The sequence below is a fragment of the Algoriphagus sp. NF genome, assembly GCF_028823735.1.
GTDB classification, from domain to species: domain Bacteria; phylum Bacteroidota; class Bacteroidia; order Cytophagales; family Cyclobacteriaceae; genus Algoriphagus; species Algoriphagus marincola.
Genome location: NZ_JAPEIB010000022.1, coordinates 37353 through 52434, shown reverse-complemented (window position 1 = coordinate 52434; position 15082 = coordinate 37353). Strand labels below are relative to the sequence as shown.

Here is a 15082-nt window from a genome sequence, read left to right as displayed (position 1 = left end):
ATACATTTTTGTATCTTTAAGATCTGATTTTCAACGCTTTTTAATTTAATCCCCTTGAGGTCTTCAGTTCCGGTTTTATGGATTACCTTTTTTATGCTCTTCCTTCAAATGGACTTGAGTAATATCTCCCGTATTGAAAAAAAATCACATGAACCTACCTACAAAACCACCAATGAAACCTTAATTTTTGGTCCTGATCGGATTTGCAACTATTTCGGCACCGTGATTGGATCTTTCTCCGGAGGTGGAATTCCCGAAACTGATGTTTATAGCTGGCAAATAACATCTCCTTCGGGAGAAGTTGAGTTCGATCGCACAGGAGGCTTTCAGACCATTTCCTTTACTTTTTCAGATGTCGGAATTTACCAAATACAATTAGAAATTCTCCGAGGAGGAATATCTATAGGTTCCGAACTCAAAGAGGTTGAATTGGTTCCCAGTCCGGACATCCTACTTGAAGAAAATAATTTTCTCTGCGCAGGAGAAAGCCTAGATTTAGTTGCCCTGGACCCTGAAAGCCCAGAATTTGAGGAATATCAATTTGAGTGGCTAGATGAGGACAATAATCTGATTGGTGATCAAAATACGATCAGTATATCAACTCCTGGATTTTTCTCTGTCCGGTTTTTTCTTTTAGATTCTGAAGGAAACCTAGAGTGCGAGACTACCATTTCCACTGAGGTTTTAGATACAGGGGCTTTCATTATTTTATCTGATAAATCGGAAATATGCCCTACAGAATTAATCTCTTTTTCGTCAGACCCTCCTATCTCAGGCGATTGGTTTTTTGAAAAAATAGAGGATCCAGGAAAGGTTTTTTTTACTTCGGGTGAGGAAATTACTATCAATCCCAATTCAGCATTAAATGGTAATGGAGACTACTTGGTATATTTTGAACTCACCGATCCCAACAATCCCAATTGCAAAATCGAAACATCCCGGCCTTTTACTTTTAATCCAGAACCTCAAATTGAATTCGTCAGTGCAGAAAGTGCCGACGGTTGTTCGGGGACAGATGGTAAACTGTTTATCCGAGCACTCACCCCTATTGATCAGTTGACCGTAGAAAGCTCAGGCTTTTCGGAATCCGACATTTTGGAAGGTGATATTATCGAGATACCAAATCTAAAGTCCGGGGCTTATTCCATTTTTGGACAGTTAGGAAATTGTTTTAATACGCTAACTGCAATCGTTCCTCTAAATAATCCGCCAGATCAATTAGAATTTGAAATCATTGATGAAATTGGAGAAGCTTGTACGGATACTGGTAAGATTGAGGGCAGCTTTACCGTAAAACTGGATAACCCAAGTGCAAATGGTGGGTATCGCCTATTTAATCAAAGAGGAGTTCTTTTAATTGATAATCCAATTCCAGATACAGACCAGTTTACCCTCTCCGTATCGGGAGGAAACTATTTTTTTGAACTGTATGATGAAACCCTTTGTAATCTTCCTCAATCCGAAAAGATTGAAATAGAAAGCCTCAACTTAGTTTCCTACACTTCCCCGACTTTTTTGTCCATTTGTGATGAATTTGAACTCATCCCACAAACTTCCCAAAATCTGGAATTCACACTTACGTATCCAGATGGTTCCGAAGAAATTAAGCAAAGCGGTGAAGGTTTTAGCATTTTGGATGAAGGAACCTACACGCTAGTTGGAAGAATTCCGGGCCAATCTGTCATCTGTCCGGTTACAAGAGAAATTCAAGTAGAAAAAGTCGAACCAGTTACTTTTGAGCCGGTATTGATCAGTGAAGATTGTTTTGGCAACCGAACTTTCGAAGCGAATATTTTTGGAAGAGATCCCACAACGGTAGACTTCTTTTGGTTTGATGAAAATGAAGATTTGGTGGGTACAGGACAATTCCTAAACCCCGTTTCCACTGGCACATACAGACTTGATGTGCAGCCTTCTAATAGTACTGCATGCTCCAATGACCCTATTCCTTTTGAGGTAAGGGAGCCAGTATTGAGCGTGGACATATCACTCACTACAACCAAACTCTGTGAATTTGGTCCTGAAGCTATTGTCAATTTGGAAACTACTTTTCCAGATGAGGTAACTGACATCCGTTGGAGACGATTTAATGAGGCTGGAGAAATCGTCGAATTACCCCAATTCAATGATCTAAACGAAATACAAACACGAGTAGGTGGAACCTATGAAGTGGCTGTTTTTCGCTTCATACCTGGCATCAGTGTGGAGGAATGCGAACTTGGACGCGCCACTGTACAGCTTGATTTAACACCTGAAAAAGTGGCTTTTGATATCCCCTCCGAATTGACAATTTGTGAAAGATTTGAATTGACACCGGACACCAATCAGGAGCTTGACTTTTTTATTACCACCCCTTCAGGCTCAACAATCGAGATTTCGACCGGAGAATCAATAGTCCTAGATCAAACAGGGGTTTATACCTTTTTGGCTTTTGACCAAAATAGTCCAACTCCATTCTGCCCTGAACAAAAGGAAATCTTGGTCAGCCGAGTACAGCCGGTCCTCTATGAGCCAGTTTTGGTAGAAGAGTTCTGTGATGGTAGCAGTTTGTATTCAGCCGAATTACAGAACTATTCCGCAGAGGATGTCGTCTTCTTTTGGAGGGATAATACCGGAAATCTCCTAGGACAAGCCCAAACCTTAACAATCACAAACCCTGGTTCATACTCTTTGGAAGTCCAGCCTGCAGGGTCTACTCCTTGTGAAATTTCACCCATCGAATTTGAGATTGCTGAGCCAGTGTTATCAGTAGATGTTTCTTTGACGAGTGAGCCTTTCTGCCCAGATGCAAGTAGTGCACTAGTTACCGTTCAGAGCGATTTTGAGCAAATCACTACCATCGAATGGTGGTTTACCGATCCTGATGGGAATCAGAGACAACTGAACGACCTTACGAATGAACGGGAAATTTCAGCCAGCTTGGAGGGAACGTATGAAGCCAGGGTATTCAACGACATACCCTGTCTCTTGGGAAGAGAGGAAATATTAATCTTAAGGAGTCAAGACGAGGTAAGACCAGATGTGAACTCCGTTTACCAAATTTGTCCACGCTTGGAAATAGCTCCTGAAATAAATCCGGGAAATTTCGCTTCCTACGAATGGTATTTTGAGGATCAATTAGTCTCCACATCACCAACTTTTAAGCCACTTCAGATAGGAAATTTTGATTTGATCGTAACAAGTCTTGAAGGATGCACATATTCGGCGAGCTTCGAAACAGAAGAAGAGTGTGAACTTCGAGTACAATTTCCCACGGCAATCACCCCTCAGGACAATCAAAAACCATTTTTGATCTACACGAATTATTTGGTGGATGAATTGGAATTATGGATTTTCAATCAGTGGGGAGAATTAATCTTTCATTGTAAAAATGACCAATTGATCACCGAGGAGTCAACCTGTCTTTGGGACGGAACTTACAGAGGAGAAAAAATACCGAATGGTGCTTATAGTATTCGAATCAATCTGGTGAATTATGAAAAAAACATCAATAAAACTCAATTAGGCTCTTTGATGGTAATCGACTGAATATCATCAAAAAAATGAAAGACTTGGCTCATTTTTTGAATTGGAAAGTAATCTATACTTAGATCCGGCAAAAGGCCCTAATTTTGCCCCTCACCCTAAAAAGATTATCCGTGCAAGCCAAGGCTCAATTTCCTCTTTGGAAGATTGGGAACCGAATACTTGGAACGATCATTTTGTTTTTGGCCTTTTCTCCTTTTGGCCAAAATAAAAACCTCGATCCAAATTCTCCCTTACCTTATTCTGAATTTGCTGACCCTCAACTGATTGGTCCAGAGACACTATGCATCGTATTTGGAGGGGTGATAGGCACTTTCAGCGCTGGTGGAGCCCCTGGAGATGTGTATACTTGGATAGCCACTGATCCAAGTGGGAATGAAATTTTTAATCGCACAGGAGGTGGAGCAGCTTTTGAGACAGTAAAAATCGCTTTCAATCAAACTGGAACCCATCGAGTATCCCTTCGGGTTCGGCGTGCCACACAAATTATTTATGAGGAAAGTCAGGCTGTGGTTGTTCAGAAAGGACCTGAATTGGCATTGCTCCCCGATTATCTCATTTGTGGAAATAATCCAGTCGAGCTTACCGCTATTGATCCAGAAACACCTAATCTAAGTGAGTTCACTTTTATTTGGAGGGATTTGGGAGATAATATCATTGGCAATCAAAACACCATTTTAGTAAGCCGGGAGGGGTTTTATAAAGTAGAGCTTTTCCAAGTTTCAAGCACAGGCGCTGCAGAATGTTTGATCAATGGTTCAACATATGTGGGGCCTTCATTGGATTTCGAGCTCCAACTTGACAAGGGTTCACTTTGTCAAGGAGAGTCCCAGACACTATCTACAGACACACCTCTTCCTGGTGATTGGTTTTTGATCAAGCCTGGAGGTTCTAATCCTGAAGCCTTAGGCTCTGCCTTTGAGGTTTCATTGCCGTCAAGCGAAATAGAAGAACCCGGCATTTATACGGCAATTTTCTCCGCAATTGATGAGCGATACTCTGATTGTAGGTCAGAGCGAAGAATAAGTTTCGAAGTAAGAGAAGCTCCGGAGCTGGAAGCAACTGTGCTGGAAAAACCAGATAATTGTGTCGAACCAAACGGATCATTTGAAATTACAGCTCTTAGTAACCTTGATTCGATTCGGGTGGTAGAAAGAGACTATCTCAATGTAGGTCTTTCCTCAGGGTCTTCCTTTATTTTGAGCAATCTTGATCCTCAAATCTACACCATACTTGCCTACAGCAATGGTTGCAAGTTTAGTACACTTCTAAACCTCGAAACCAAAGAGCCTCCTATTGTAGATGGAAATACACCTACTATTCAGGAGCCAAGCTATCAAGTCGAGCCCGAGAGTTGCGGAGAGAGAGGAGTTATCCCTGGCAAACTTAGACTCGAATTTGCCCAAGGTGAAGTAAATGGGGACTATAGAATTATGGCACTTGGTACTGGTGAAGTTGCCGCAGGAGAAATTCAAGATCAATCCAGCCTAGAGCTCAATCTATCCAGCGGAACATATCTAGTGGAACTTAAGGTAGATGGCTGTACCTATCCAGTCGAGCAAATCACTATTGATCGTCAGCCTCAGGTATCTTTCAGTAATCCTGGTACAATTGCTATTTGCGAGGAATTTGAATTTACCCCAGAAACCTCGGAGGATTTGATTTTTACACTTCAGGATCCGGAGGGTAATATTTTTACAGCAGGCTCAGGGGAATCATTTCTACTGAATAAATCCGGGACTTATACCCTCTTAGGCGAGTCAAATCAAAATAATGGAAACTGTCCAAGAGAGGTGACTTTCGAGGCAAGTCTTAATCAAAAAATCAATTTTGACTTGGAGCTTTTCGAGGAAGATTGTTTTGGAAATCAGGTATATAGAGCTACAGTCGAAGACCTGGATATTGCTCAGACCTCTATCCGTTGGCTGAATGAGGATGGAGAAATCGTGGGTCGAGGCGAATTGTTCTATCCAACTGCGGTAGGTAATTACACCTTATCTGTCCAACCACTAGCAAGTGGATTTTGTGAAATCGAACCAATCCCATTTAGTGTAGAACCCCCGGTACTTTCGGTTCCAGTAGAATTGGAAGCTACCAAAATTTGTCCTGACCCGGCCACAGCGGTGATTACTTTAACAACCGATGAGGATGAGGTCGACCGGATTGAATGGATTTTCTTCGACTTAAATGACAATCGAGAGGATTTGCCTCAGTACAGTGGTCTTTACGAATTGACAGTGGATCGAGCAGGAAGCTATGAGGCTATTGTATTTAATGATATTGGCTGCGAAATAGGAAGAAACTTCATTGAAGTAAGCGTATCCACTTTAATCTCTGGACCTGAGCTGGAAGACACTTATGCTATCTGTTCAAAGGAAAATACACTTCCTGGTATCAATCCAGGTTCTTTCGAAGAATATGCTTGGTATTTTGAAGGTGATCTAGTTTCCACAACTCCAATCTACAAGCCTACTCAAGTGGGAACTTATCAACTTGAAGTTGTGACTATTGATGGTTGCCTGTTTGTCGGAGAATTCAGAACATTTGATGCCTGCAACTTCAGTGTGATCATGCCCAATGCTATGGTTCTTGGTGATTCAAATCGGGATTTCAGAGTACTAGTAAGTGAAGGCGTTACGGAAGCAGAGCTTTTCATTTACAATAGAATTGGAGAGCTCATCTACCATGAAGAGTCGAAAGAAATCCCTGTAGAATCCCCATTTTTCAATTGGTCTGGGACAACTATACGAGGAGAAAAAGTTTCTATCGGAACCCTAACAGTGGTCCTATTCCTTCGAAATCCTATTTACGGGTTTGAAGAAAAGCTAATTGGCTCGCTACTTGTGATTGAATAGGAAGGATTTTTTTTATTATCGGAAAAGTTCGAGTCCGATATTTTTCCTATTTTGATGGCCTGCAATCGAATGCATTATCAACCTTAATCCAAAAAACCTATTTCTATGTCACAAGCAATTAACCGAACTGCGCTTTTCAATGCCAGCTGCCTGGCTTTGATTACCACGGCATTTACCTTTGCTATCCGAGCTGGAATTCTCCCCCAACTGGGTGAAGACTTTGGGCTTAGTGCTGAGCAACTGGGCTTTATCAATTCCATGTGGTTCTTAGGCTTCCCGATATCCATGATCTTAGGGGGCCTTTTTTATCATAAAGTGGGACCAAAAATGATCATGAATATCGCTTTTGTCACTCACACCCTAGGAATTCTAATGACCCTGTTTGCTGGGGGATATACCACATTACTGATTTCCACCCTATTTATCGGATTTGGAAATGGCTGTACCGAAGCTGCTTGTAATCCAATGATAGCGGATATGTACACCGGTGTGAAAATGAATAAAATGCTCAATCGATTCCACATGTGGTTCCCTGGAGGAATCGTTTTAGGATCATTGATCTCGAAATTCATGACGGACGCTGGTCTTGGCTGGCAGCCACAAATCTGGGTAATGATGATCCCAACCATCGCCTATGCGGTTCTTTTCTTTGGAAAAGCATTCCCAAAGCCTTCTGTAGAAGGAGTTACTTCTATCTCAAGCAATGTCAAAGCAATGATCAGCCCGCTTTACATATTCCTGTTTATTTGTATGTCTATTACTGCTATCACAGAATTTGGTACTCAGCAATGGGCAAATGTAGTATTGGACAGTTCAGGAGCTAGCGGAATGCTTATCCTAGCCTTGACAACTGGTGTAATGGCCGTTGCTAGATTCTTTGCAGGGCCAGTGGTAGGTAAACTTGGACAGACCGGGGTTCTTTTGGGTGGAGCTATTCTAGCTACCATTGGAACTTACATGTTCAGCGTGGTTACAGGACCTGTTGCATATGTCGCAGCTATCGTTTTTGCCTTAGGTGTAGGTTACTTCTGGCCTGTGATGGTTGGAGCAGTTGCTCAGCGAGTCCCACTGAGTGGGGCATTGGGTATGTCAATCATCGGAGGTGTAGGAATGTTTTCTACCGCTATTTGGCAACCCATTATTGGAGGCTGGATTGACTCCGCCAGAGCATCCAATCTTGCTGAAGGGCTAACTGGAGCACAACTTGAACTTGCGACAGGTCAAGAAACGCTGTTGAAACTAACCATGTTCCCAGCAATTTTGATAGTCCTATTTATCATCCTATTTATCTGGCAAAAAGGAAGCAAACCTGCAGTCAGCGCCGCAGGAGCCCATTAAAAAATTAAAGCAGCCTTCGGGCTGCTTTTTTTATTCCTGACAAAAGTAACTTTCATATTCCTCTCGGAAGACCGTCCAAAGTTTCCGGTCTTCATCCCGGTAGGTAATCGCCTCAGTTCGAATGCTTATTTCCAAGCTATATGGAGTCTCTATAACAGTACCGTCTACCAAAGTTATCGTACAAGGCCCATCGACTCGCTTGATATCTTTCAAGCCAATATCCTGAAACCAGCTATCACATGAATTGAGTACAACAACAACGAATACACCTGCTAAAATTCTACCGACTTTCATTGGGTCTCTATTTCGAATTCAAAGTAACTCAATCATCACCAAAAAAAAAGCTACTCTCAAAAGAAATAGATCCTTTGATATTGCTTCACTTTCAAAAGAGAAGCTTTTTTAAATAAAAAAAAGCCCAACCTAAATGGTTGGGCCTGTTAGTGACCTCGTCAGGATTCAAACCTGAAACCTCCTGAGCCGTAATCAGGTGCTCTATTCAGTTGAGCTACGAGGCCGAAAGCGAATGCAAAGGTACGAGTAAATGGATTTTATCCAAACAACATGATCGAGGTTTTTTAAAAATATCTCAACTTATCTTCGGCGATACTTAAGAATTATTAAGGACAAAATCAGGATTAATCCTTAGGGATTTTCTATTTTTGCCCGCACTAGTATGATTATAATAGCATTTTGATGAAAAAAATACTCGGATTATTATTCGCCCTATCACTGATCTTTACCGCACAGGCACAGGAAAAAACAGGCCCTAAAGTCCCAATAGGGGGAAGGCCGAATATTCCTTCTGATCTTGTTCTTGAGTTTGGATTTAACCTGCTAAACAATCGACCTGCTGATTTGAGCACCCGATTTTTTGGTTCTAAGACATTCAACATTTACTATCAGCACCCTTTTCGCATTTTTGGGGAAAATTCTGGAGTCACTTTCAATCCTGGTTTTGGTATTGGCACAGACAAATTAGCCTTTCAAAATGATAGAAACCTATTTAATGACCCTGAAAAAGGACCTGAGTCAAGTCAACTTTTAGATTTGACCGAAGTCTATGGAGAAAACATCCAAGTCAACAAAAATACTTTTGCTCTAAGTTACTTTGATGTTCCTCTAGATTTTACCTACCATTTCAACAAATCTAACTACAGCAGAGGATTTCGGGTCTCGGTTGGAGGTAAGGTGGGAATCCTATACAACGCACACAGCAAAATCACCTATGAAGACGAGAATGGACTCACCAGAAAGGTAAAAGACTCACAAAACTACGGATTCGAACAAATCAGGTATGGAATTACGCTGAAGGCTGGTTCACCTGGCTTTTATGCATGGAGTTATTTCGGTCTGAATCGAATGTTCCAAGAGAATCAAGGTCCCGGCAATAATGAAGCACAACAAATAAGCTTCGGAGTGGCCGTCAATCTTTTCTAATTTCAAACCGGGTTTAGCCCGGTTTTTTTATGCCCACACCCACAGAAATCCTACAAAACAGGCCAAGAAGCCAAAAATAAATCCCGCGTAAATTTCAACGGGCTTATGAGCATCTAAGTACAGTCTCGAAGACCCCACAACCCCCGACAAAAGCAAAGATAGCAGCAATGGGTAGAGCACTTGGAAGTTAGTGAACTTCAAACCTAACACGACCACTATCGCTACCAAACCTCCAATACCGGTCATATGAGCAGACATTTTCCAGAAAAATGTAACTACGGTCAAAACCAATACTACCAAAGCAATCACACCAAGTGACTGCCAAAGAATTGGATCTAGTTCATTTATTTTGAACATGAAATAGACGGTCATTAAAAAATAGACGGTGGTAACTGAAAAAGGAATCGCACGATCTTTTATCGTATGCATGTGCAAACTTTTGACTGTTCCGCTAAGCCTCAACCCAAAAATGGTCAGCATAGGAATCACCAAGGTGGACAAGACAATCAAATAGAAAATCCTCAACTTAAAGGAGGCAGGAACACTGCTCGCCTCAGGCACTCCAAATAAGATCAACCCAAAAACCAGGGTCGGTACAATCAAAGGTTGAAATACGATGGAAATGACCAGGGCTATCGCTCTCTCCACTACAATTCTTTTCTAAGTCTGGCCACAGGGATTTGCAGCTGCTCTCGATACTTCGCTACGGTTCTTCTGGCAATATTATATCCTTTTTGATTCAGCATTTTAACCAACTTGTCATCGGAAAGCGGCTTACGCTTATCTTCCTCATCCACCATGGTCTGAAGGACTGACTTCACCTCCCGATTGCTGACATCTTCCCCACTGTCTGTCGATATCCCTTCAGAGAAAAAGTACTTCAATGGATATACCCCAAATTCTGTCTGGACAGCCTTGCTGTTCGCTACTCGGGAAACGGTAGAAATATCCATATCAATTCGCTCTGCTATATCCTTTAAAATCATTGGACGCAGATTTGTTTCGTCACCATCAACAAAAAACTCCTTTTGGTAGTCAATAATCGCATGCATGGTCCGAAGAAGCGTATTTTGACGCTGCTTAATCGCATCTATAAACCACTTCGCTGCATCCAATTTTTGCTTGACAAAAGAGACCGTTTCCTTTAGCTTTTTATCCTTTTTGTCGGACTTATCATAAGCGTCAAACATCTCGGCATAAGACCGGGATATTCGAAGCTCGGGTGCATTTTTAGAATTGAGACTGACTTCAAGTTTTCCGCCATTATTGACTAATATGAAATCAGGAATAATGTATTGAGTCCTTACCAAACCATCCGAAGTTCCTCCGGGTTTGGGGTTTAGGTGCGTGATTAGATGTACCGCTTCTTTCGTTTCCTCCTCAGTGAGATCACATTTCCGTTGGATTTTGGAGTAATGTTTCTTGGTAAACTCATCGAAGCAATCATGCAAAATCCGAATAGCATGCTGCACCACCGGGTCATCGGGATGCTCCTTACGCTCCAACTGAATCAGCAAACACTCTTGAAGGTTGCGGGCAGCAATTCCAGCAGGATCAAAATTTTGAATTTTTATCAATATTTCTTCCAGCTCATCGATATCGGTTTCAATATTCTGACTGAAAGCAAGGTCGTTGATGATCGCCTCTAAGTCGCGACGGATATATCCGTCATTCTCGATGCTTCCTATCAATTGCTGACCAATGATTCGCTGTCTATCATCTAGTCTGAGGAAGTTAAGCTGCTGAATTAATTGCTCATGAAGGGAAGATTGGGATGATATCGGCATCTCACGATCCTCTTCATCTGGATTGTAATTTCCATCTCCCTGCATTTTATACCCACTGTACTCGTCATCGAGGTAATCATCCAAGTTGATGTCCCGATCATCCACACCGAGATCCTCTTCATAAGAGTCCTCAAAATCCTCATCAGCGGCTGCATCCTCCTTTTCTTCCTTCCCCTCTTCCAAGGCAGGATTAATCTCCAACTCCTCCTCGATACGAGCATCGAGTTCGGCAGTAGGTACCTGTAGCAGTTTGATAAATTGAATCTGCTGCGGTGAAAGCTTCTGAGAGAGTGACTGACTGAGGTGTAACTTCTGCATTTGAACGGAATAAAACCTTTTATCTGGGTCTAAAAAAAGCCTTTTCAAGTGAAAAAGCCTTGAATTCAAAGTTAGGAAAAAGGAGCAAATTTTTGATAAAAAGCTTATTTAATCGTTTTTTTGCAAACCACTTAAAAGGGCTTCCCTTTTTAAGTAAAAACTCAAAATTCACAAACATGGCATTCAACAAACGGGTCAAAATCAAAACCTTATTGGAGCAGAGTCCGATCGGAGAATCAGTCACAATCATGGGCTGGGTACGTACCCGAAGAAGCAATAAAAATGTGTCTTTCATCGCTCTGAATGATGGATCCATCATCACCAACTATCAGGTAGTAGCCGATCCAAATCAGATTTCGGAGGAAATTTTAAAGAAATGTGCGACAGGCGCATGCCTAAAAATATCCGGAACTGTAGTCGAGTCCCAAGGTTCGGGACAGACATCTGAACTTCATGCAAACAGCATTGAAGTGCTCGGGGAAGCAGATCCGGAAAAATATCCCCTTCAACCGAAAAAGCATTCCTTGGAGTTTCTAAGAGAGATCGCCCACCTGAGAATGCGCACCAATACCTTCGGGGCTGTATTCCGTGTAAGACATGCCTTGGCTTTTGCCGTGCATCAGTACTTCAATGATAAGGGATTCTTTTACATCCATACCCCAATTATTACAGCGTCCGATGCGGAAGGGGCCGGTGAGACCTTCAAGGTAACCACCCTAGATATTGGAAATCCTCCTAAAACGGAAGATGGATCGGTAGACTTTAAGCAGGATTTCTTTGAAAGAGAAGCGAACCTGACGGTGTCTGGACAGCTTGAAGGAGAATTGGCTGCATTGGCTCTTTCTGAGATTTATACTTTCGGACCTACTTTCCGGGCCGAAAACTCCAATACCACCCGACATTTGGCTGAATTCTGGATGATTGAGCCAGAGATGGCTTTCTATGATGCCGAGGATAATGCTGATTTGGCAGAAGATTTCTTGAAATATTTGATCAACTACGCGCTGGATAATTGCCAGGAAGATCTGAAGTTTTTAGGAAATCGCCTCTTTGATGAGGAGAAGTCCAAGCCAGCTGATCAGCGTTCGGAGATGGGCTTGATCGAAAAGCTGAAGTTTGTAGCTGAAAATGATTTTGTACGGATCACCTACACCGAGGCTATCGACATTCTAAAGCGATCCAAGCCTAATCAAAAGAAAAAATTCCAATACCTGATCGAGGAATGGGGAGCTGACTTGCAATCGGAGCATGAGCGCTATTTAGTAGAAAAGCACTTCAAAAAGCCAGTGATTCTCACGGACTATCCGAAAGAGATCAAGTCTTTCTACATGCGACAGAACGAAGATGGCAAAACCGTAGCAGCAATGGACATTCTATTCCCAGGGATAGGAGAAATCGTGGGAGGTTCTCAGCGTGAAGAGCGAATGGACCTTTTGGTCAGCCGAATGGAGGAGCTTGGAATTCCGACTGATGAAATGTGGTGGTTTTTGGATACACGAAGATTCGGTTCTACTCCACACGCAGGCTTTGGTTTGGGCTTTGAGCGAATGGTGCAATTTGTCACTGGAATGGGAAATATCCGGGACGTCATTGCCTTCCCAAGGACGCCAGGGAACGCTGAATTTTAAGAAAAATCAATCAAGTAAAGATCCCCGACTGAAAGGTTGGGGATTTTTTTTGCAAAGGATTAGACCACCATCCAAAAAGTGACCCAAAAAAGAATATATCGGTAGATAATAAAGCTTGGAATCAGAAACACACCTAGCAGCAAACTTCTCCAAATTGCTCCTGCTTTGGATGTACTATATGCACCTTTGATTAAAGCATACATGTAGACAATCACAACAGCCAATAAAATGATCGATAAAGTCGCCTCATTCATCATCCCTCCGATGGAAAATGAAAACAAGCCAACTCCCAGATTAAATAAGGCAGGAAATAACACTAAAGCGAATAGAATATAAAAGCCATAGAAATAGGCTGAACCTGCAAAAAAATCAATCAAGTACAAATCCTCTCTTTTGAAAAATAGCAGCTTCAGAAACAGTCCTTGCAATACGACTAGAATAATTAGTAAGAGTTTCCCATTGGAGTTTGAAACTCGTTCGTAATTCGTTTTAAATAGCTCTTTATTCTCGCCACTCTTCGCAAGATGTGTGATTACAACTTTTTCAATTTGGCTGCTATAGGGCAATTGATACATCTGGACTTCCAGAGAAGTGTTGAATGTAGAGATAATGGGGAATATGAAATAGATCAGGTTTGCAAAAAAGAAGAGTTGGAGTGGTGAGAGGTATTTTCTCCTAATCCCTATGACAAAATTCCGAGTCAGTTCTCCTGGCCGAGTAATCAATAATTTGATCGTTGAAAGAAACTTTCCATCGGCGACAAAGACAGAGGCAATCAATTCTTCAAAAAAATGACTGAGCTTTTTATCCTTCCTTTCGAGTTTTTTTTCTCCGCAAGAGTAGCAAAACACGCCTTTTAGCTCTTCACCACACCTTACGCAAACATTCCTTTGGTCAACCATCGATAAAACAATTTCCGAGAAGATTAATATCTCGAATAATTGTATCAATTCAAACAATCGAGTTTTTTCAACTTACTACTTTCACCCTTCGGGCAAGAGGAATACAAAGGAGACTGAAGAAAATCGCGATATAACCCACTAGGTTAAAGTTTGTAAGCTGGCCAAGGGCATTTTCACCGATGATCATCCCTGCAATCAGGGAAGCTAGCCCGGTAGCCATTTGCTGCACTGCCGAATTGAAACTCAGAAAACTACCTCTATTCTCAGGTCTAGCAGTACCCGTGATTATCGCGGCTGCAGGAACATAGCGTCCATTGGAGGTCACAAAGAACATCGTCGAAATCATCAATACAAAAGGGATAGGAGTTACTCCTAGATTGGTGATCACTGCGATGGGGATGACGTTTAGAAACATAAAAATGGTGAAGACTTTGAGCTTTCCGTATTTATCAGACATCTTCCCTACCCATGGTGAAGTAAAGATGGTGAAAGCGCCTCCAGCCATATAGATATAAGTCAATTGAAGTTCAGTGAAACCTACATTGGCTACCGTGTAAGGACTCAAAAACGGAATAATCATAAACTGACCAAACATCATCATGACCGACAAAGTAATGGCACGCATTTGATTAGAATTACTTGTCACTCTTTTTACTACTTCGAGCGGATGGGGTCTTTGAACTTCCTGCCCAAGATGATCGGCAATATTGGGAATGAATCGAAATATCATCCCTAAGCTGACTAAAGAAAGTCCTGTCAAGATGAAAAAAGGCGTATGCCAATCAGATAGCCCCGCCAAAAACAGTCCAAGCGGAACCCCAAGCACAGAAGCTACCGAGAAGGCCGCCATGACCAATCCCATGGCTCTTCCCCGTCTGGCATCAGGAATCACATCACCTATAATCGCTAAGATCAAGGCCGAAGTCAATCCTCCAAACAATCCGGACAAGATCCTGGCTAAAAGTAGGATACCGTAGCTAGGAGAAAGTGCGCAGCCTAAAGTTGCTACCGTAAAGCCTACATAAACCCAAAAAAGGATTTTCTTACGATCAAATCGATCTAAAAAAAATGCTCCAAAAAAACTGGAAATCCCTGCACTGAAGGTGTAAGATGATACCAATAAACCAAATTCACTAGGAGATATCTCAAATAGCCGCATCAATTGAGGCCCCAATGGCATCAAGATCATGAAATCCACAATGTGGATAAAATTGATAGCTGCTAAAGTCCAAAGCAGCAATTTTTCACGGTTCATAAAAATCCTTTATCCGAAAACCCATCCATTTCCA

General features: G+C 41.9%; 10 protein-coding genes and 1 tRNA gene. 5 read left to right on the top strand and 6 right to left on the bottom strand.

Annotated features, from left to right (window positions below):
* Positions 1-93: 93 nt before the first annotated feature.
* From OU792_RS11770 to OU792_RS11760, 3 genes are all read left to right on the top strand, one after another.
* A complete protein-coding gene (locus tag OU792_RS11770) occupies positions 94-3528 on the top strand; it encodes a T9SS type B sorting domain-containing protein (RefSeq protein WP_274670262.1) in 3435 nt (1144 codons plus the stop codon).
* Positions 3529-3638: 110 nt separating this feature from the next.
* A complete protein-coding gene (locus OU792_RS11765; RefSeq protein WP_274670261.1) occupies positions 3639-6380 on the top strand; it encodes a hypothetical protein in 2742 nt (913 codons plus the stop codon).
* 105 nt (positions 6381-6485) lie between these two features.
* Positions 6486-7718 (top strand): MFS transporter, encoded by a 1233-nt coding sequence (locus tag OU792_RS11760; protein ID WP_026946974.1) that lies wholly within the window; start codon positions 6486-6488, stop codon positions 7716-7718.
* 30 nt (positions 7719-7748) lie between these two features.
* Here the strand turns inward: OU792_RS11760 and OU792_RS11755 are convergent, their stop codons facing one another.
* Both OU792_RS11755 and OU792_RS11750 read right to left on the bottom strand, forming a co-directional pair.
* Entirely contained in the window at positions 7749-8012 is a 264-nt protein-coding gene (locus OU792_RS11755; RefSeq protein ID WP_274670260.1) for a hypothetical protein, read from the bottom strand.
* A 150-nt stretch (positions 8013-8162) separates the two neighbouring features.
* Positions 8163-8236: transfer RNA gene (locus tag OU792_RS11750), tRNA-Arg, on the bottom strand.
* Positions 8237-8414: 178 nt separating this feature from the next.
* Here OU792_RS11750 and OU792_RS11745 point away from each other — a divergent pair.
* Positions 8415-9158 carry a porin family protein gene (locus OU792_RS11745; protein ID WP_026946976.1) on the top strand — a complete coding sequence of 248 codons (744 nt, stop codon included), beginning with the start codon at positions 8415-8417 and terminating at the stop codon, positions 9156-9158.
* Between the two features lie 27 nt (positions 9159-9185).
* Here the strand turns inward: OU792_RS11745 and OU792_RS11740 are convergent, their stop codons facing one another.
* Positions 9186-9806 (bottom strand): hypothetical protein, encoded by a 621-nt coding sequence (locus tag OU792_RS11740; RefSeq protein WP_026946977.1) that lies wholly within the window; start codon positions 9804-9806, stop codon positions 9186-9188.
* Entirely contained in the window at positions 9806-11263 is a 1458-nt protein-coding gene (rpoN, locus tag OU792_RS11735) for an RNA polymerase factor sigma-54 (protein ID WP_024283433.1), read from the bottom strand. Before rpoN ends, OU792_RS11740 begins: the two co-directional genes overlap by 1 nt.
* Positions 11264-11439: 176 nt before the next feature.
* Here rpoN and asnS point away from each other — a divergent pair, with 176 nt between their 5' ends.
* A complete protein-coding gene (gene asnS, locus OU792_RS11730) occupies positions 11440-12891 on the top strand; it encodes an asparagine--tRNA ligase (RefSeq protein WP_274670259.1) in 1452 nt (483 codons plus the stop codon).
* Positions 12892-12950: 59 nt separating this feature from the next.
* Here the strand turns inward: asnS and OU792_RS11725 are convergent, their stop codons facing one another.
* Positions 12951-13793 carry a DUF3667 domain-containing protein gene (locus OU792_RS11725; protein WP_134199851.1) on the bottom strand — a complete coding sequence of 281 codons (843 nt, stop codon included), beginning with the start codon at positions 13791-13793 and terminating at the stop codon, positions 12951-12953.
* 67 nt (positions 13794-13860) lie between these two features.
* Positions 13861-15048 carry an MFS transporter gene (locus tag OU792_RS11720; protein WP_134199849.1) on the bottom strand — a complete coding sequence of 396 codons (1188 nt, stop codon included), beginning with the start codon at positions 15046-15048 and terminating at the stop codon, positions 13861-13863.
* Positions 15049-15082: the final 34 nt, after the last annotated feature.